General features: G+C 58.5%; 17 protein-coding genes and 1 pseudogene. 7 read left to right on the top strand and 11 right to left on the bottom strand.

The genetic code is table 11. The features are described 5' to 3' along the window. The 3 genes and pseudogenes from CVS27_RS13105 to CVS27_RS13095 all read left to right on the top strand — a co-directional run. Positions 1-281, top strand: a pseudogene (locus CVS27_RS13105) (cytochrome c biogenesis CcdA family protein); the annotation flags it as partial. Position 282: 1 nt separating this feature from the next. Further along, on the top strand, positions 283-750 hold the full coding sequence (locus tag CVS27_RS13100) for a hypothetical protein (protein ID WP_103466181.1): 468 nt from the start codon (positions 283-285) through the stop codon (positions 748-750). A 360-nt stretch (positions 751-1,110) separates the two neighbouring features. After that, complete coding sequence (locus CVS27_RS13095) at positions 1,111-3,483, top strand: right-handed parallel beta-helix repeat-containing protein (RefSeq protein ID WP_103466180.1); 2,373 nt, start codon at positions 1,111-1,113, stop codon at positions 3,481-3,483. Positions 3,484-3,563: 80 nt separating this feature from the next. Here the strand turns inward: CVS27_RS13095 and CVS27_RS13090 are convergent, their stop codons facing one another. The 4 genes from CVS27_RS13090 to CVS27_RS13075 all read right to left on the bottom strand — a co-directional run bounded on the left by CVS27_RS13090 (position 3,564) and on the right by CVS27_RS13075 (position 7,087). After that, positions 3,564-5,216 carry an acyl-CoA dehydrogenase family protein gene (locus tag CVS27_RS13090; RefSeq protein ID WP_103466179.1) on the bottom strand — a complete coding sequence of 551 codons (1,653 nt, stop codon included), beginning with the start codon at positions 5,214-5,216 and terminating at the stop codon, positions 3,564-3,566. 61 nt (positions 5,217-5,277) lie between these two features. After that, positions 5,278-5,709 carry a DUF1810 domain-containing protein gene (locus tag CVS27_RS13085; RefSeq protein WP_103466178.1) on the bottom strand — a complete coding sequence of 144 codons (432 nt, stop codon included), beginning with the start codon at positions 5,707-5,709 and terminating at the stop codon, positions 5,278-5,280. Between the two features lie 33 nt (positions 5,710-5,742). Next, entirely contained in the window at positions 5,743-6,423 is a 681-nt protein-coding gene (locus tag CVS27_RS13080) for an alpha/beta fold hydrolase (RefSeq protein ID WP_103466177.1), read from the bottom strand. Between the two features lie 82 nt (positions 6,424-6,505). Beyond that, positions 6,506-7,087, bottom strand: a complete 582-nt coding sequence (locus CVS27_RS13075) for a helix-turn-helix domain-containing protein (protein ID WP_103466206.1) — start codon at positions 7,085-7,087, stop codon at positions 6,506-6,508. Positions 7,088-7,182: 95 nt separating this feature from the next. On the opposite strand from CVS27_RS13075, the gene CVS27_RS13070 reads away from it, so the two are divergent. Further along, on the top strand, positions 7,183-8,109 hold the full coding sequence (locus tag CVS27_RS13070; protein ID WP_103466205.1) for an NAD(P)/FAD-dependent oxidoreductase: 927 nt from the start codon (positions 7,183-7,185) through the stop codon (positions 8,107-8,109). A 54-nt stretch (positions 8,110-8,163) separates the two neighbouring features. On the opposite strand, the gene CVS27_RS13065 is transcribed toward CVS27_RS13070, so the two are convergent. Together CVS27_RS13065 and scpC are read right to left on the bottom strand one after the other, a co-directional pair. Further along, positions 8,164-9,720, bottom strand: coding sequence for a leucine-rich repeat domain-containing protein (locus CVS27_RS13065; RefSeq protein ID WP_165788307.1), 1,557 nt, complete (start codon positions 9,718-9,720; stop codon positions 8,164-8,166). Between the two features lie 183 nt (positions 9,721-9,903). Beyond that, on the bottom strand, positions 9,904-11,415 hold the full coding sequence (gene scpC / locus CVS27_RS13060) for a succinyl-CoA:acetate CoA-transferase ScpC (protein WP_103466175.1): 1,512 nt from the start codon (positions 11,413-11,415) through the stop codon (positions 9,904-9,906). Between the two features lie 220 nt (positions 11,416-11,635). On the opposite strand from scpC, the gene CVS27_RS13055 reads away from it, so the two are divergent. The 3 genes from CVS27_RS13055 to CVS27_RS13045 all read left to right on the top strand — a co-directional run bounded on the left by CVS27_RS13055 (position 11,636) and on the right by CVS27_RS13045 (position 12,933). Further along, on the top strand, positions 11,636-12,001 hold the full coding sequence (locus CVS27_RS13055; protein WP_103466174.1) for a hypothetical protein: 366 nt from the start codon (positions 11,636-11,638) through the stop codon (positions 11,999-12,001). A 209-nt stretch (positions 12,002-12,210) separates the two neighbouring features. Next, on the top strand, positions 12,211-12,492 hold the full coding sequence (locus CVS27_RS13050) for a hypothetical protein (protein ID WP_133162933.1): 282 nt from the start codon (positions 12,211-12,213) through the stop codon (positions 12,490-12,492). Between the two features lie 45 nt (positions 12,493-12,537). After that, positions 12,538-12,933 (top strand): hypothetical protein, encoded by a 396-nt coding sequence (locus CVS27_RS13045; protein ID WP_103466172.1) that lies wholly within the window; start codon positions 12,538-12,540, stop codon positions 12,931-12,933. Positions 12,934-12,948: 15 nt separating this feature from the next. On the opposite strand, the gene CVS27_RS13040 is transcribed toward CVS27_RS13045, so the two are convergent. From CVS27_RS13040 to CVS27_RS13020, 5 genes are all read right to left on the bottom strand, one after another. After that, on the bottom strand, positions 12,949-13,857 hold the full coding sequence (locus CVS27_RS13040) for a DNA-methyltransferase (RefSeq protein WP_103466171.1): 909 nt from the start codon (positions 13,855-13,857) through the stop codon (positions 12,949-12,951). Positions 13,858-13,932: 75 nt separating this feature from the next. Then, positions 13,933-14,739 (bottom strand): pullulanase X25 domain-containing protein, encoded by an 807-nt coding sequence (locus CVS27_RS13035; protein WP_243400175.1) that lies wholly within the window; start codon positions 14,737-14,739, stop codon positions 13,933-13,935. A gap of 152 nt (positions 14,740-14,891) precedes the next feature. Beyond that, positions 14,892-15,119: a hypothetical protein gene (locus tag CVS27_RS13030; RefSeq protein ID WP_103466170.1), complete on the bottom strand. Its 228-nt coding sequence runs from the start codon at positions 15,117-15,119 to the stop codon at positions 14,892-14,894. A gap of 72 nt (positions 15,120-15,191) precedes the next feature. Then, the gene (locus CVS27_RS13025; RefSeq protein ID WP_103466169.1) at positions 15,192-16,172 is read right to left on the bottom strand and encodes a PD-(D/E)XK motif protein; all 981 of its coding nucleotides are present in this window, start codon (positions 16,170-16,172) and stop codon (positions 15,192-15,194) included. Next, on the bottom strand, positions 16,169-18,409 hold the full coding sequence (locus CVS27_RS13020; RefSeq protein WP_103466168.1) for a Z1 domain-containing protein: 2,241 nt from the start codon (positions 18,407-18,409) through the stop codon (positions 16,169-16,171). The genes CVS27_RS13025 and CVS27_RS13020 overlap by 4 nt, the downstream gene beginning before the upstream one ends. Position 18,410: the final 1 nt, after the last annotated feature.

The raw sequence follows: 18,410 nt of genomic DNA, 5'->3' as shown, positions 1-18,410 counted from the left end.
TCCGGCTGGGCCCGTGGGAAAACTCCGTGTGGATGGTTGTTTCCGGCGTGCTGTCCGTGGGCATTGGCGTGCTGCTGCTGGCCACGCAGGGGACATCGTCCCTGGGTGGCGTGCTGACCATCGACGCCCAGTATCAGGCGGAATCGTGGATTGCGGCGATCTCGCACAATGTTTCCAACGTTGCCTTCGGGCTGGTTGCATTGGCGGTTTTGCTGCTTGCCGGCAGCGCCTACCTGTGGCGTTCGCGCGTTGCAGAGCGCCGCGGCTCGCACAAGGACTGATATGGCCAGCACTTTTGCGAGCAATCTCCGCGCCTGGCCGCTTCGGCGCTGGGTGGTGGCTGCCGTGGTGGCCGCGCTGGCGTTCGTGGTGGTGGCCATCCCCACGGACTTGATTCCCAATCCGTTCTTTGGCCGGGAGATTCCACCCACGTGGTGGTCACACGCGGCGCTGATCATCAGTTCCGCACTCACGGGGTTTCTGATGGCAACGTATGTGGCCTCACCGCTTGCCGGGCCGGGCAGCACGAACAAGTCCGGCGTAGCTGCGTCCGTTCTGGCGTTCTTCGCCGTGGGCTGCCCGGTCTGCAACAAGCTGGTGCTGCTGGCGTTGGGAACCTCCGGCGCCATGACGTTCTTTGAGCCACTCCAACCGCTGCTGGCGGCACTGTCCATTGGCTTGCTGCTGTGGGCGCTGCTGCGCCGGGTGTCGCAGGAGAATGCCTGCCGGGTTCCGGCAGCTTCTGTTTAGACACGACGCCGTGACTCACCGCCCGCGGCCAACGGGACGTGGGCGGTGGGCCGGCCGGGCGAACGCCCAGGCAAGACAAGCAATCACCCCTGCACCTACTGCTGCACTCCTATTCCTGACTGCACCAACGCGCCGTGTGTCCACAAATGCTGGCAGACACGTTTCGACTTACTTGTTTAATTGCTGGACAACATAGACGCCAGCATGCGAATGTGATCGATAACATCATGTTTCGTGTCCTCGTCGCGGCGCTCCCATCCGAGCAATGGCTGACTCGCGTTCATCACCGCTTCCGCACCACATTCAAATTCCTGTTCGTCAGCCTGCGGGTGGGCATAGCTTATTTTGAGAGGTAAACGCGTGAAATTTGGTATTAAATTGGGGGTTCCCCTGGCCGCTTTGGCCCTGGCAGCTTCAGGCCTGCTGGCCATCTCCGGACCCACTGTTGCAGCCGATGCCGGCGATCCGGTGAACCTGTACGGGGCAAACACAGCACTTTTGACATCCACCATGGACACCGTTGGCACAGCCACTACGTACTACGTTGACTGCGCGGCGACCACGAACGGTGTGGGCACCAAGGCCTCCCCCTACGACGGCGTGCGCAACATGAACTTGACGGCAGTACTCAAGCCCGGCGACGCCGTCGCCTTCAAACGCGGATCGTCCTGCGTCGGGCAGGTACATGCGCAGTATTCCGGCACCGCAGCAGCCCCCATCACCTACGGATCCTACGGTGTGGGAGCCAACGCCCGCATTGAGGCGAACGGCAATGAGACGGCCTTCTGGGTGAAAGATTCCGAATACGTGACGGTGCAGGACCTTGAGCTCTCGGCCATGGGCGACGGCAAGAGCGCCCGCCGCGGCGTCTGGGTGCAGGCCACCAACACTGGCGACCGCCACGGCATCACCTTGCAGCGCCTGAACATTCACGATGTCCGCGGCCAGATGCCCTCCACCATGGGCGGGGCACTCCCCGCCGGCAAGTATTCCGGCGCATCCGGTGGAATTGTTGTGGAAGCCCTTGGCACCACAACGGCAACAGAGTTCCCGGATCTGCTCATCCAAAACAACACCATTGTTAACGTGGATCGCGAGGGCATCTACCTCTGGTCCAACTGGTGCATGCGCCCGGAATTGGTGGCGTTCTGGAGCGGCCAGCTGTGCACCGCTCCCTGGCACCCCATCACCGGTTCCGTGATCCGCAACAACGTCCTTCGCAGCATTGGTGGCGACGGCATTGCACCCATGACGGCCCAGGACACGTTGGTGGAGTACAACACCCTTGAAGGCTTCCACCTGCGCTCGGGCGGTTACAACGCCGGAATGTGGTCGGCCAACAGTGTTGACGTCACCTTCCAGCACAACGACACCAGCCGAGGCCACAGCCAATTGGATGGCATGTCCTACGATGTGGACCACTCAAGCCAGGGCATGCTGTTCCAGTACAACCGCTCGCATGACAATGAAGGCGGATTCTTCCTCATCTGTCCCTACGGCAACAACATGCCTGGGGAGGCCAAGGACTTCACCATTCGCTACAACCTCTCGGTGAATGACCACTACACGTCATTCTGGGTGTGCAATTCCGGCGCCAAGAACGGCCAGATCTACAACAACACCATCTTCATTCCGCAAACCACCATTGCTGGCGTCACGAACCATGGCGCTGTCAAGACCATCGGCAATGCTGCACCGGGATCCATCGTCCTGAACTTCACCAACAACATCTTCACCCGGCAAAACACCTCGGTGCCGGTTTACTGGGCAAGTTCCAGTCAGGCAACCATCACCGGATCGAACAACCTCTTCAACAATGTGACCCCGCTGCCCGGCGCCACCAGCTCACTCCTGACGGCACCACAGTTGTCATTGCTGTCCGATGCTCCGGCCAATGCTTCGGTATTCAAGCCGAACACCAACTCGCCCGTTTTGGGTGCAGGCAAGGTCATTCCGGGCGCCCCGGAACGCGATTTCTTCGGAAACAAGATCACGGGCAACCCCTCCGTGGGCTTCTCGCAGCTGGCCATCGGCCAGGTGGATCCCACCACGCCGGCAACAACGGCACCAGCCACGACAGCCCCGGCCACCACGGCGCCAGCCACGACAGCCCCCGCCACCACCGCGCCAGCTACGACTACCCCGGCAACCACGGTTCCGCCAACAACGGCACCCGCGACGACTACCCCGGCCACAACAGCACCGGCCACAACAGCACCGGCCACCACAACGGCACCGGAACCCAGTAACTCGCCGGTGGCATCGCCGTCGAGCACGCCTACAAGCTCCGCGGCGGGCACCCTGAGCACCGCAACTTTGGCACCGGGCGGGGAACTGACCATCACGGGCCGGAATTTCAAGCCCGGAACCAGCGCATCGTTCACGTTGCACTCCGAACCCATCCTCCTGGGCGCTGCAAAAGTTGCTGACGACGGCACCGTTACGCTGCGCACCACACTGCCAGCCAACGTCCCGGCTGGCAGCCACACCGTGGTCATTGCCGGCACCAGCGCCGAGGGCAGGTCGGTGCAAGTCAGCCTTGCATTGACCGTCGCGGGCGGCTCGCAGCCGGGCGTCACCACTGCTGCCGGTACAAGCACTACCGCAGCAGCGGCTGGCGGCCTGGCCAGCACCGGCGTCAGCGGTACGTTGATCGGCGGCTTTGCACTGCTGCTGGTCATCGGCGGCGGGGTGCTGTTCGCAGCCACCCGCCGACGCTCAGCGAACCACTAGTCAGCTAGGAAAGTACAAGGGTGGGTGCCGGATTTTCTCCGGCACCCACCCTTTTGTTTTGCCGTGCACTCCTGTCTGTTTCAGGCCCGGGCCAGGATCACTGCCAGATCGGACGACGCCGGGAGGTTGCCGTAGTTGAAGGCGCGGTCGGGTCCCAGCCGGGAGACGATGAACGCGTCGGACACCGCGGCCGGGGCAAATCGGAGCAGCAGCGAGGCCTGCAGGGCGAGAGCAAGCTTCTCCACAATGTTCCGGGCCTGGCCCGCAAAATCTGCCGGCGCGGACCGGATGGGGGCCAGCTGTTCCTTGAGTTGGGCGGAAAAGTCGTCAAAGACCCTGTGGACGCCCGAGGCCAGGCGCAGCTCGGCGAAGAAGGCATCCACCGACTCGGGCTCGGTGGACATGGCCCGCAAAACATCCAAGGCGATCACGTTTCCGGTTCCTTCCCAGATGGCCATAACCGGTTGCTCCCGGTACCGCATGGCGAGCGGGAAATCCTCCGTATAACCGTTACCGCCCAAACATTCCATGGCCTCGTAGGCGTGGTTGGGTCCGCGCTTGCACACCCAGTATTTGGTGACGGCCGTGGCCAAGCGCCGGAACGCCTGTTCCTGCGGCGATGCATCGTTGTCGAAGGCCCGTGCCAGGCGCATGCTCACGGCGGTGGCCGCCTCAGATTCAAGGGCCAGGTCCGCCACCACATTGCTCATGGCGGGTTGGTCGATGAGCCGGGCGCCAAATGCCCTGCGGTGGCGGGCATGCCACACGGCCTCGGCCACAGATTGGCGCATCCCGGCGGCGGTGCCCAGAATGCAGTCCAACCGGGTTTGGCCCACCATGCCCATGATGGCCCGCACCCCACGCCCGGGATCGCCAATCCGCCACCCGAGGGTGTTGGCGAACTCCACCTCGGAGGAGGCATTGGACTTGTTGCCCAGCTTGTCCTTGAGCCGTTGGATCATGAAGGTGTTCAGTGCGCCGTCGTTCAATACACGCGGCACCAGAAAGCAGCCCAATCCGGCGTCTTCCTGGGCCAGGACCAGGAATGCATCCGACATGGGTGCTGAGCAAAACCACTTGTGGCCCGTGAGCAGGAACCGTTCGCCATCCGGGACGGCGCGGGTGGTGTTGGCGCGGACGTCCGATCCTCCTTGTTTCTCGGTCATGGCCATGCCGAACAAGGCACCCGCCTTGCCGGCCTTGAGCTCGGGGTCATACTGCCCTGAATAGAGCCGGGGCAGCCACTCCCCCGCCAGTTCCGGAGCCTGGCGCAGGGATTCCACCGCCGCGTGGCTCATGGAAATGGGGCAGGCGTGGCCGGGTTCCACCTGAGCAAACAGCATAAATTGTGCCGCTCGCAGGGCGTTGGCGCCCGCACCGGGGTTGGCCCAGGCCGACGTATGGGCACCGGCGGCAACAGCCTGGGACATGATGCGGTGATAGGACGGGTGGTATTCCACTTGGTCGATCCGCTGACCATATTTACTGTGCGTGTGCAGGGTGGGCGGGCAATTGTGCGCCAGCCGCGCGTCGTCCTGAAACTGCGTTGAGCCGACGACGGCGCCAGTCGCCTGAAGTTCTTGCGCCGCACCCGCTTCCCCTATGGAGTGCACGTACTCGCTCAGCGGGATGTTCGTCTCAAATTCGTTGACGTCCACCCGCGGTGGCGGCTGGTTCACCACGTGGTGCGTTGGGTAACGGCTGGGGACGGTTCCGGCATCGGTGGCGGTCATGGGTACAGGCTACGCTGCGGGTCAAGGCCGCGGCCGTCCAAGTCCCCGGCACATCGCCGAATCAGACCCTACGCCACTGGGCCAGGATCGCTTCCGTTGCCGGGTCGGGCATGCCACCATAAAACCGCTCGAGGACTTCGCCGAAGACGGGCTCCTCCGGCGCCGCTGCTGCAAACAAGGCCATGGACGACTGCAGCTTCTTCGCATCCATACCTCCCAGGATCTCCACCGCGCTGAGCCCCGGCACATTGAGCACCAACTGCGCACATTCGCGGAGCCGGGTACCGAGCACGGGATGGGCCGCGTAGCTGACGGCTTCGGCCAGGGAGGAGATGGCGTACAGCTTGGCATAGTCGCTGGAACCCAGCCCGGCGACCTGAGGGAACACAAACCACATCCAGTGGCTTGTCTTGCGCCCGGCAGCCAACTCAGCCTTGACGTCGTCGTAAACGCGGGACTGCGCCGCAACAAATCGATCCAGGTCATAATCCATACAATTCCTCCTCATATAACCCTTGCTCGGCACTCACAGCATTGCCGCGCAGGCCCTGTCCAGGAACTCGGCAACCTCGCGGGGGTGTGAAATGACCGGGGCATGGCCGGATGCGATCTCAGAAACAGTGGCACCCATGCGGGCAGCCATTTCGCGCTGCAAAACCGGCGGCACCGCATGATCCTCGGTGGCCACCAAGTAGTGAACGGGCAGGTCCTGCCACGCCGGCGGCCCCACCTTTGTCCCGTCCACGCCTATTCGGACCATCCGCTGCGTGGCCGCAGCAATCGCCACAGCCTCTGCCGGAATGTCGGTGCCCATCACATCAGCAAAATGCTCCCTGGCTATATAGGTATGGCCGTCCGCCACCACCACATACTTGGGGATCAGGCTGCCGGGGTACTTCCGGGACAGCTCACTGACGGATTCGCCCTCAGCCGGGGCAAAGGCCGCAATATAAGCCAGCGCTTTCACGGAGTCAGTTCCGCGGGCCGCTTCGCCAACCACCGCGCCGCCGTAGGACCAGCCGACCAAAAGGACTGGGCCGGAAACTGTGGCGAGGGTTCGGCGCACCGAGGCAAGGTCGTCGCCAAAGGACTCCAAGCTCAACTGCGCCGCCACTGGATGGTGTCCCATGGCCCGCAACTCCGTGATGACCTTGGCCCAGCTTGTGCCGTCGGACCAGAGCCCGTGCACCAAAACAATTGTCGCCACGTTAGTCCCCTAGACTTTTCGCCCAATATACCAAGCACGACGTCGGTCCGGCCCACCTGAAGTGCGACAGCGTCCGTGGGCGCTATTTCGCCGGTGCAGCCTTGACGTGCATGCGTTCGCCCTGCGGCCCGAACAGCGTCAGGAATTCAACGCTGTCCGTTGATGCGCGGCCAAACCAGTGCGGGGTGCGGGTATCGAACTCCGCAGCTTCACCTTGTTTGAGCACGAAGTCGCGCTCCCCCAGCACCACCCGCAGCTGGCCGCGGAGCACGTACATCCACTCGTACCCCTCATGAACTTTGGGCTCAGGCTGCGGCAGCGACGTCCCGCCGGGCAGCAAGTGCTTGAACGCCTGCAGCCCGCCGGCGCCCCTGGTCAGCGGCACAATGGTTTGCCCGTTGCGTTTCATGGGCCGCAGGTGAATGCGCGGATCCCCCGTGGCAGGCGCGCCCACCAGCTCATCCAGCGGAACAGCGTAGGCCCGCGCCAACGGCAGCAGCAATTCAAGGTTGGGCCGACGTAATCCTGATTCCAACCTCGACAATGTGCTCACCGAGATCCCCGTGGCGTCAGCAAGGTCCGCCAATGTTCTGTTCCTCTGCAGCCGCAGCGCCTTGAGTCGTTGCCCAACTCCGGACAGTACTTCCTCAGTTTCTTCGCTCATGGACTGAGTTTGCCACTTCGGCAACAAAGATTGCCACTCCGTATCGATTCCGCGCAGGATTGAGGGACAACGAAATCCAGCAAAAGGCGGACACCATGCAAGACGTAATTATTATTGGCGGCGGCGCAGCCGGACTCAGCGCGGCACTCCTGCTGGGCCGCTCACGCCGTTCGGTGACAGTGATCGACTGCGGCCAGCCCCGCAATGCCCCCGCGGCGGGCGTGCATGGTTTTCTCACGCGCGACGGCGTTGCTCCCCTCGAGCTGACCCGGCTGGGACGCGCCGACCTGGCACCCTACGATGTGCGCGTTGAGGACGGCACGGTTGTCAGTGCCGATCGGACGGATGCTGGCTACCGCGTTTCCCTAGAGAGCGGCGCAAGCTTTGAGGCCAAGCGTGTTCTGGTCACCACGGGACTGGTGGATGAGCTTCCGGACATTGCCGGGCTGAGCGAACGGTGGGGCAAGGACTTGGCGCACTGCCCCTACTGCCACGGTTGGGAAATTCAGGACCAAGCCATCGGTGTCATCGGGAACGGTACATTTGCTGCCCATCAGGCATTGTTGTTCCGCCAGTGGTCGGCCAACGTCACGCTGTTCCTGAACAACGCACCCCAGCCATCCGAAGCCGAACTTGAGCAGCTGGCTGCACGCGGGATTCCTGTGGTGACCGGCTCAGTGGCCCGGATTCACAGCACGGACGACGCCGTCAGCAGCGTTGAGTTGGCCGACGGCAGCCAGCACCCGGTCCAGGCCCTGACTGTGCAATCGCGGGTGGTGGCGCGGGCTGGGTTCCTGGCGGGGCTTGGACTGGTGCCCACCGCCAACCCGTTCGGCGAGACCATTGAGTCCGATGAAATGGGGCTGACGGCCATTCCCGGCGTATGGGCGGCCGGCAATGTCACGGACATGAAGGCCACCGTTTTGGCTGCGGCCCAGGGCGGCGCCAATGTCGCCGTGGCCATCAACATGGACATGATGGCGGAGGAATTGGCCGCAGCCGTGGCGGCACACACAGCCTAAGCGTCAACTGAACCATAAAATTTGGCCCGGGCAGATAGCCCGGGCCAAATAAGTTTAGTGTGTGCGGTTGTTGGTTCGGCGTCTGGCGGACAACAAAACCATTCCAAGTGCCAGCAGGACCAGACTTCCTCCTGCAACCATCAACGGCGAATTGGCGCCCGTGGTGGCAAGCGGCGCAGCGGCCGCGGTGGCAGTCGTTGAGGGTGCCGCGGACGTAGTTGAGGGAATCGTTGTTGATGGCAGTGTCGGGTCCACTGTGGGTTCCACTGTGGGCGCCGTGACAGTTAACCTTGCAGGGAGGCTGCTCACAACGGCCCCGTCAGCACTATTGGTATAGGTGGCCCGGTACAAGGTGCCTGTCCGTTCCACGCCCGCGTCAGCAATGGAGAGCACGGCGGTGGTGGCTCCCGGAACTACCACCCAGGTGTCTCCATCGTCAGTGCTTGACTCCCACACAACACTGTTTGTGCCGACGGCAGATGTTGCCGTGGAAGAGAAGCTGGTATCAGCGCCAGCTGCTATGGACTTGTCCTGCGGAGCCGTCACCACCAGCCCGGAGGGCAAGGACTGCTGCTGAATCGTTCCGGCGAAGCTGAACTGTTTGCCTGCGATGCCAACGTTGACGGCCCATGTCAGCTCGTTGCTGCCAGCCTGGGGAAATCTCCACGCCCCGGTCTGTGCGTTGACCTGGGCCGTGGTGGAGACAGGGATGATGGTGGTGCCATCAGTGCTCTTAATCGGCGATTCCTGGTTTGCGCCCACATAAATGGCGGGCAGAACGGCCATCTGGTCCACTATGTCCAGCGTTTCAAGGTTGCTCAGACTCGCCAAGGGGGCCACGTTTGCCACATGGTTTCCGGACAAGAAGAGACCTTCCAAATTGGTTAGTCCGGATAACGGAGAAATGTCAGTGATCGAATTCTCAGACAGCAGCAGGTCTTCCACGTTGGCAAGACCCGCCAAGCCGGAAATGTCCGTGACCTTGTTATTGGACAGGCGCAGAAAGGTGAGATTGGCCAAGCCGCTCAGATCCGAGACATCCGCAACGTCATTTTCGTAGAGGTCAACATGCTTGAGGCTCGTCAGGAGCTTCAAAGGTTCCACGGAAACAACATTGTTCCCAAACAGTCCCAAGTCCGCCAGATTGGGCATGCCTGCCACAGCAGCAATGTCCACGACGTTGTTGTAATTCAGGCCCAGAGTCTGGAGTTTGCCAAGACCTGCCAGCGCAGAAATGTTGACAATGTCGTTTTCTGACAGCTGCAGGACGGTAAGCTCCGTCAACCCAGCCAAGGCAGATAGGTCCTGAAAATTGTTGCCGCGGAGATCAACTTCGTTCACTGAGGTGAATGCTTCAAGCCCTGTGAGCAACGTGATGCCGCGGGTAGCACAACTGAGTACACCGGTGAAGGATCCCGCTTGTGTTTCAGTGATGACTGCATCGGGGGCCTGTCCCAAGGCGACGTTCATGCAGCTTCTAAGATTGCTGTCCGGAACAGCCACATCGCCGGGCGCTGCCTGAGCCGGCAACATGCCAACCAATGCAATCGCGGTGACCGCCGATCCCCCGAGAATCGTCTGCCAAAGTTTCTTCAAAGTATTTTCCCCCATTGTGAATCGCCTTGGCATTTGAGACCTAGCAAATTGATGCCAAAACGTTAAGCATCCCAGTGCTCACATAAACGTATTGTTCGTCTTTGATTATGCCTCAACTGCCACTAACCAAAAGGACATAGAAATGCCCCGCTTTCACTGCCCATAGGAAAGTGATAGCGGGGCATCGAGCCGGTCAAACTAGGGGCGCATGTCACCGGTTTCGATGTAGCGCTGGTGCCAGGAAAGCGCCTCACCCAACAGGTGCGGTGTGTGCTTGCCGTAGGAGTCACGGGAAGCGCGCGCGAAGTAGTCCTCCAGCATGGGCTTGTAGTCAGGGTGCGCACACTTCTCAACGATGACGCGGGCGCGCTGCTTCGGGGCCAAACCGCGCAAGTCAGCCAGACCCTGCTCGGTAATGAGGATCATGGTGTCGTGCTCGGTGTGGTCAACGTGGCTGGCCATCGGTACGATGCCGGAGATCTTGCCGCCCTTGGCAGTGGACGGGGACATGAATACGGACAGGAAGCCGTTGCGGGCAAAGTCGCCGGAGCCGCCGATGCCGTTCATGACGTGTGAGCCAACCACGTGGGTGGAGTTCACGTTGCCGTAAATGTCGGCTTCGATCATGCCGTTGAGGGCAATGCAGCCCAGGCGGCGGATCAGCTCGGGGTGGTTGGAGATTTCCTGGGTGCGGAAAACGATACGCTCGCGGTAGAAGTCAACGTTGCGGTTGAATTCCTCAATGCCAGCCTCGGACAGCGAGAAGGAAGTAGCAGAGGCGAAAGCCAGCGTGCCGTCCTTGATCAGTTCCAGCATGCCGTCCTGGATGACCTCGGTGTAAGCCTTCAAGCCGCGGTAACCGCCACGGGACAGACCGGCCAGCACAGCATTGGCAATGTTGCCCACGCCGGACTGCAGCGGCAGCAACTTGTTGGTCATGCGACCCTTGGCGATTTCGCCGTCGAGGAAGTCCAGCAGGTGTGAGGCGATCTGGTTGGAGGCCTCATCCGGGGCAGCGAAAGCGGAGAGTCGGTCCGGTGCATCCGTCTCAACAACGGCAATGATCTTGTCCGTGTCAACGTGCAGGTACGGAACACCGATGCGGTCTTCAGGATCAACCAGCAAAATGGGCTTGCGGTGCGGCGGCAGTGCGGTGCCGTAGTAAATGTCGTGCATGCCTTCCATGGCAGCCGACTGCTGGCTGTTGACCTCAATGATTACGGCGTCGGCCATGTCCAGCCAGGTCTTGTTGTTACCCACGGACGACGACGGAATCAGTGTGCCGTCCTCACGGATGCCCACCACTTCGATGATGGCAATGTTGATGTCGCCGTAGAAGCCGAACCAGGTGTGCTGGGCCACGTGGCTCAGGTGGATGTCCATGTAGTCGAGTTCGCCGTCGTTGATCCGCTTGCGCAGCGCCGGGTCGGACATGTACGGCAGGCGCAGTTCCATGCCGCCCACCTTGGCGAGAACGCCGTCGAGCTCGGGGGCGGTGGACGCACCGGTGAGAACCTTGATCTTGAACGATTCGCCCTTGGCGTGCACTTCCTCCATCTGGACGGCGAGTGCCTGCGGGACAGCCTTGGGGTAGCCGGCGCCTGTGAAGCCGCTCATGGCTACTGTCATGCCGGGCTTAATCAGCGCTGCTGCCGCCTCGGCTGACATACGCTTCTCCAACAACCCGGCATGGCGGATACGATCGTGCACAGTGGTCCTCTTTCAAAATTTTCCCGGGACATCTTTCAATGTCACCCAGACCACTATAGACGGTGACGCAGAATACACCCAGCCGGGTCTTCCGTCCAGAGTTTTCAGCCAAATGAAGGACGACGGCGGCTCTGGGCTTGGGCGCACAGCGGCATGTTCGGGCTCGTGGGGCTTGCGCAACGAACTGAAGATCTGCGGCCATTGCTGATAGAACTAAGGCATGACTGATGCATCCAGCCGCTCAAGTGCCCATGGCGAAGAACTGCTCCCACCGCGTTCGCAGCTGGTGGGCACCCTGGCGTCGCTGGGTGGCTGGGTGGTTGTCATTGTTCCCATGATCGTGATGGCGCTGATAATTTTCTCGGCCGTCACCAACCCCGACGGCGGCATGGCAACCGTGGGCAAGGTTGCACTCATTTTCCTGGGTGCAGCGTTGCTGTTTTGCATGATCGCAGCTCCGCATCTTTTGGGCCAGGCCGTCATTCACCGCGAACGGGCCATGTGGCGCGCCGCTGCCATCACGGGAATTCCCACCGCGGCAGTGGTTTTGTACGTCGTTTTCCGCTGGCTCAGCAATCTGGGCTGACAATGCTTCATATGCACCGCACTGCGTGAAAGCCCTTAGGCTTAGGCCCGGAACAGATATAATCCATTTGTTGGAATAATAATAACGAAGGCGGAGTTCCTATGTCCCAACAGATGTATGAACCTCATGACCAGCACAAGCCCAATTCTGGCGCACGGGCGTCTTCAGTGACTCGGGTCAAGCCCCGAAATGCCGTATGGGCCGCGCTCATGGCAGTCGTTGGGTATGGTCTTTTTGCGGTGCCAATGATCGTGCTGGTCTTTCTCGCCATGTTCAACTCCGCCAGCGGCCCCGGTTTGGGCGGCGGTCACGAGGGCGCTGGTTTCTTTGTATTCCTCTGCGTTGCAGGAATCTTGTGTATGGTCGCCAGCCCTGCCCTGATGGCCTTTGCGTTCACCTTCCGCAACCGGAGCTTGTGGATAGCAGCCATCTGCACGGCGGCACCCGCACTGGTGGTGGCCGTCATGATCTACGTTAACCTTCCGGTGTAGCGAACTGACAGTCTTGCTCCAGCCACACGTGCTAGAAACTTAAGCATGCCCCGTCCCCACAGTGAGATCCCGTCCCAACGCCTGGCAGTATCGCGTTCGCAGGTGCCCGCCCCGGAAGCCTCACCACACCGTTCCGTGTGGTGGGCCGTTGCCATCACGCTGGTGGGTTGGGTGCTGCTGGCCTACCCGATGGTGTTGCTGGCGCTGCTGTCATTTGTAATCATGACGGGCACGCTGGACAGCACTACAACGGCTGCCAGCGTGGCCCTGGGAATTCTGGGATTCGTGGCCACGCTGAGTATGCTGGCGTTCCCGCTGTTGCTGGGGCTCGCCGTGAAAACTCGACGCCGGCCCTACTGGATTGCTGCCCTTCTCACCGGGGTGCTGGCCATAGCTGCCTGCGTCTACCTCACCGTGGAGTGGCTGATCCCGCTCGGCTGACGCCCGGCAGCGCGACTAGGCTTCGGCGTCGAACTCTATGAAATCCACGGCCTCAGGATCCAGGCGCCGCCGCATGACGTCGATGGCCTCCGGGTTCTGGTCCACCAGCACAAACTTGCGCTCCAGCTCCAGCGCCGCAGCTCCCGTGGTGCCGCTGCCGCCGAAGAAGTCCAGGACCCAGTCGCCCTTCTCCGTGCTGGCGGAGATGATGCGGCGCAGGATGCCCACGGGCTTTTGCGTGGGGTAGCCGGTCTTTTCCCGGCCGTTGGGCGAGACGATGGTGTGCCACCAGGTGTCCGTGGGCAGCTTGCCCAGTGCAACTTTTTCGGGGGTGACCAGGCCGGGCGCCATGTAGGGCTCGCGGTCCACTTCTTCGCTGTTGAAGTAGTACGTCTTGGGGTTTTTGACGTAGACAAGGATGTTGTCGTGCTTGGCGGGCCACTTCTTTTTGGCCCGGGCGCCGTAGTCGTAGGCCCAGATGATCTCGTTGAGGAAGCATTCGCGGCCAAACAGGGCATCCAGCAGGACCTTGGCGTAGTGGACCTCGCGGTAGTCCAGGTGCAGGTAGAGGGTGCCGTCATCGGCCAGGAGGCGCCACGCTTCTTCGAGCCGGGGTTCCAGGAACTCCCAATAGTCCCCGAAGGAATCGTTGTAGCTGAACGCCAGGCCTTTGATGGTGTCGTAGCTGCGGCCCTGGAAGCCCAGGCGCGACCCCGTTTCGCTGCGCACATTCTTCATGGTTTGGCGGGTCTGTATCCGGCCGGTGTTGAACGGCGGATCAATGTAGATGAGCCGGAAACTTTCATCCGGCAATGTTGCCAGGACGCTGAGATTGTCCCCTTTTACAACCAGGTTTTTCCCTGTTGCCTGCCAGGTTGTTGCCGAGGCAGGGTCCTGGGGGGAATCGCTCGCGTCCAATGTCATGCATCAAGGCTAGCTGTGCGGTTGAGCCTGCCGAAACCGGCGCGGCTCAACCGCCTGCTTTTGGGCCTTTTCTGCTTAGACTTCGCTACGCAGCACGTCTTTTGTGGTGTGGTCGTAGTGGAACGTCACAGGGCCGCCGGCATGCGCGAACTCATGGTTGGCGCCGTCGTTCACGCCGAACGCACCGTAGTTTTCATCCCACGAGCCATTCACCACTGCCTTATAGCTGTACTGCCCGGCCGGCAGGTCCGCGGTAAGCTTCCAGGTGCCCTGCTTGGCATCCAGGCTCATCTGCACGTTGTTGTGGCTGGGATCCCAGTTCTCCACGGCACCCAGGGTGGTGCCAAAGTCGCCAGCCAGCGCCACCGAGGCGGGCTGTTCCTTATGCTCTACGCCGGATTCCTGGCTTGCCTGGTTATCGGCTTCATTTGCTGGGGTTGCCTTCGCGGACGCCTTCTTCGCGGCAGGCTTTTTAGCTGCAGCTTTTTTGGCGGGGGCCTTCGCTGCTTGCTTTGCGGTGGGCGGTTCCGGCAGTGCGGTCCCAGCAGGAGCCTGGGCTCCGCTGGAAAGTGCTTCTGCGAGAGTTTCAACAGTGGTGAAAACTACTGTTGCCTTCAACCCTTCTTCGGTGATCTCCCAGCCGCTGCGGCCCTTGGTCATCCAGCCGGCCCTGACCAGATCGGCGGTGGCCTTGGTGAGGTTCTTGTGGCCACGGGGAATGCCGCCACTGAGGATCTCGGCTTCTTCCTTGGTAAACGGGACGCGGGCCACCGCCTCAGCGAGGACCACTCCCCCGTTGGGCTTCTCATCAAGCCACGATCCGGCGGCCATGATGTCAAGAACTTCTTTGAGTCGGCGGTTGGTGTTGTCTCGAATGCTCAATGCAGGTCTCCTCTTGAAGCGGGGGTACCTTCCAACTTTGACATGCAGCTTGGTTACTGCGCAGTAGATGACGCGACGATTCACTCCGCAGCAAACCGACCCCCTGCACCTTGGCAGACTACGGTCGCCGCACAGCGACCAATTCTAGCGCCTCAGAATTCCCTAGCGATGATTGCGGCCAACTCAAGAGCGAACTGGCGATCCAGTTGAATAACCTGACTAACCTTAGGTTCTGATTTTCTTGAATCAGAGCCATAGGTGGCAAGGTGCAACAAACGCGTTCCATCGTGCGAATCCACAAACTGATAGGTGGCATCCACTTCGGTCTGATGTTCGCGGACACTCGATACCCCCAATTTCAAGCTTCGAATCACAGCCATCTCGCCAACTCCTAAAATAGATAGATCAAGAAAATCAAAACCGCTTCATACCAGTTCACAACTAATCGAAGACTATAAATGAAGCAGCCGATCCAACTGCTCTGTCGTCAAATCAAAACCAAACTCAATAAGACAGGTGGACATATCGACAGAATATCGAACATTCGATATTGAGTCAATATCCGAAATATCCAAAGAAGGTACGTATTCGCTCCTTACGCAACGCATGCCAAACTGATCACGCAACACGAATTTGTACTCATCCAAGTACTCGATTGACCTTCCCAGAGTTTCACCAACTCGAGCGATAAGTTCCCGGCGATCAGAAAACTCCAAGCCAGATAAAATAGCGTCAATCAAATCGCTCAACGACTCACCCGCATTAGAAGAAATAACACCAATTGAGACAATGACAGAGCCATCTCTGTCAACTGTTAATTGCTTGTGACTGAAATCATGAATATCCTTCGAGCTTTCAGTGGTCTTGACTTCGAATTTCAACTCATCTGTGACAAAATCAAAAAGGCTGCGTTGATCTGAACGCCATGCGCTAAACAACTTCTGTGGATGCGACGACTGCGCTATGACGCGCAACTCTCCCCACAGACCTAAGACGACTTCTCGAGTCGCATAATCACGACGACTCAATAGCCTAACGTAGTCAAGCAGAATCTGGTCAACTTCAGACTGGGCGGGCTCATCGGACAAGGTAGAAACTAACCCCGCCACTACGGAGCAAAAAACGCCTAATAAACCCGGCTGTCGCCAGGATAGACTCAGCGAGCAAAAGTAGCCACTAATAATCTGGCCATCAACACTCACATTATATTTTCGGCTCCCCATTGTGGAAATCGCGCCTTCAATTCGATTAAGGTTCGAACCTTCAACATTGTCGCAAGCGATGAGAATTACAGAATCCCCGCTGGAATCTCGACAAGCAATCGTGCTCGCATCGTCAAATACTGCCAGTCCACTCAACTCACCAAATGAGATAGAACTCCCATCAATCGAATCAAACAATGATCTCAAATCAAGGCCATCTAAATGCTTCACAGCGACTCCACGATAAAATCACTTAATACAGAATCAGGAAGGTGGAAAGACAGCCAATAAACGGCGTTCGTACTGTCGCCAAAGTCTTTTATTAGTTGATTCCTGACTTGTATAGTCAATCGGTCCGAAGCGAAGAACGTCCTGTCTCCAGAATAGTTCAGTTCTTCAATCGATGAGGCAGTTTGTGGATTTCGACCAATAAACATATTAGTCCGAACATTCTGTCCCGTCCGGCCCTTCTGACCCTTGGTATTCAAATTGTTCATCATAACAATATCAATGACGCCAGCGGATCCCATCAAGACATCTAATTGCATGCATAGCGCGGTAACTAGCGTTCTATCGATAATTTCGGACAAAGATAAATCAAGAAGAAGCGATCGGACGATTTCCGCGTCATGCACCGTTAAGTAGGTATTACGTATTTCGATTCGACGACGATCAACATAGACCTCACCATCATGCATAATTTCTCGCGGACCAAAATGCGCACTGGCCTTGTCGACAAAATCCAGTATTGTCGCATTATTTGAAGCAATATTGGACGGTGTATCCAAATATTTCAAGCTTATCCAACCTGCGTCCAACGATATTCTTGATACGGACTTTCGACCCACGATATTACTGCGCGTCAGACTCTTGAGTGACTTGCTCAAAAGAAATTTTCTCTTCCACTCCTTTAATGAACCATTCGGAACCTCCATCAAGTCATTCCGCAACTGAATTTCATCATCAACGTAGTCCGTGAAGGCGCGGATCGAATCCTTAAGCAGAAATATTCTGCAAAGACCTGCGTATGCTTCCCTGTATCCAAAGAAGCGTGCCCGCTGCTGAATTGTGTCGGCGTTATCAGCTAGACGACGCGGCATATAGGTGACAGTTAGCCCTTCCACTGTAAACCCACGATCCAGCTTCATTCCACCCACAAGAATCCAATACGGGTGACTATCCCAGTCAATCTTCCTACCATCGGCCTTTGAGTTTACGACTCTGATTTGAATCTCACGACACACCTCCGGCATTACTTCCATAAGAACTCGGAATTCAGGAAGCCCATTGTGAGTTTCTTTCAGGGAGTTATAGGAAACAAGAAAATCATCCCGCAATTCATTTTCGTGTTGGTCCTGTAATAGCAGCGGCCAAACACTGAGCATGCCCTCTACCCAACGCCCATAAGTCCGGTGTGGATCGGTGTCCTGGGATGCCTGAATCATCATTGATCGATGCGCATCCTTGCTCAAAACAGTTGCTGCGACTCCTAACAAGAAAAACCGTAGGGCTTGAGCCAAGGAATCGGGTGCATCCAACGGCATGCTCTTAGGATCACATAAATCCGCAGACGGAAGCTCTATTACTAACTCTTTCAGCCGATCTCTAAAAAAATACTCACCGCCAGTATAAGCATCACCAGCCGAGATTACTTTCACGTATGAGGGATCCAATACGTCACCTACCGTCAGCAGTAGATTGGCTTGCGGTGTGGCCGTGTATTGCACATATGTATGACTTGCGATGGCATTCCGCAATTCGAGGATTGAATCGTATGTTGTACTCTTTTCAGTTTTACCAGTAAGGAGATTTTGCCTCGCCTTAGTATTGAGACTCGCCTGGTCACTTTCATCGTCAATAATGAGTGTAGGAACATTCTTCAAGACGGATCGCAGTTTTCCAAGCACTTCTGCTGTGTCAACTATTCGCTTATGATTCTTTATAACCGTAATTATTAAAGAAGGTTGTTTTAGAATAGAGTCACCATTGCGATGTCTTTTCCAGTTCTCAATCTTGGTCCGCAGCTCCGCCAAGTCATCACTGCATGGATGAGGAAAATGAGTCCAATTACGAAGGAATGAGTTTATGCCAAGATCATTGGCAAGTCGGGCTTCTGATTGGGCTTCCAGGTCTTTCGTGCTGCCCGCCAGCACTATTACAAGTCCATAGCCGTTATCACTCGCCAATGCCGATAAGGCAGTGAACGATAGCGTTTTTCCTGATTGAACGTTGCCAACTACAAGTACAGCATGGTTGGCCTCCTCAATTGAAGGGTCCACGCAATGGGCCAGAATATCCAAAGACTCATCCACCACGCGATTGAGCGATTCTCGATTCAATCCACCATTTGAAGAACTAATCTTGTCATTCACAAACAGATCAATAACGGGGCCTCGTTTTGGCGACCAGCCAGCGGCAGTGGGTGAATTTCCAGCGAGTGAAATTCTCATTTCAGGACCAGTCGGCATG

The sequence above is a fragment of the Arthrobacter glacialis genome, from assembly GCF_002909445.1.
Lineage (GTDB): Bacteria > Actinomycetota > Actinomycetes > Actinomycetales > Micrococcaceae > Specibacter > Specibacter glacialis.
This window is presented reverse-complemented; position numbering and strand designations above follow the sequence as displayed.

Bases quoted from the DNA above. Each gene is read 5' to 3' on its own strand.
- CVS27_RS13100 (WP_103466181.1), top strand. From the start codon at position 283: ATGGCCAGCACTTTTGCGAGCAATCTCCGCGCCTGGCCGCTTCGGCGC.
- CVS27_RS13030 (WP_103466170.1), bottom strand. From the start codon at position 15,119: ATGGCTGTGATTCGAAGCTTGAAATTGGGGGTATCGAGTGTCCGCGAA.
- CVS27_RS13055 (WP_103466174.1), top strand. From the start codon at position 11,636: ATGACTGATGCATCCAGCCGCTCAAGTGCCCATGGCGAAGAACTGCTC.
- CVS27_RS13075 (WP_103466206.1), bottom strand. From the start codon at position 7,087: ATGAGCGAAGAAACTGAGGAAGTACTGTCCGGAGTTGGGCAACGACTC.
- CVS27_RS13070 (WP_103466205.1), top strand. From the start codon at position 7,183: ATGCAAGACGTAATTATTATTGGCGGCGGCGCAGCCGGACTCAGCGCG.
- CVS27_RS13040 (WP_103466171.1), bottom strand. From the start codon at position 13,857: ATGACATTGGACGCGAGCGATTCCCCCCAGGACCCTGCCTCGGCAACA.
- CVS27_RS13045 (WP_103466172.1), top strand. From the start codon at position 12,538: ATGCCCCGTCCCCACAGTGAGATCCCGTCCCAACGCCTGGCAGTATCG.
- CVS27_RS13090 (WP_103466179.1), bottom strand. From the start codon at position 5,216: ATGACCGCCACCGATGCCGGAACCGTCCCCAGCCGTTACCCAACGCAC.
- CVS27_RS13050 (WP_133162933.1), top strand. From the start codon at position 12,211: ATGGCAGTCGTTGGGTATGGTCTTTTTGCGGTGCCAATGATCGTGCTG.
- CVS27_RS13020 (WP_103466168.1), bottom strand. From the start codon at position 18,409: ATGCCGACTGGTCCTGAAATGAGAATTTCACTCGCTGGAAATTCACCC.
- CVS27_RS13085 (WP_103466178.1), bottom strand. From the start codon at position 5,709: ATGGATTATGACCTGGATCGATTTGTTGCGGCGCAGTCCCGCGTTTAC.
- CVS27_RS13065 (WP_165788307.1), bottom strand. From the start codon at position 9,720: ATGGGGGAAAATACTTTGAAGAAACTTTGGCAGACGATTCTCGGGGGA.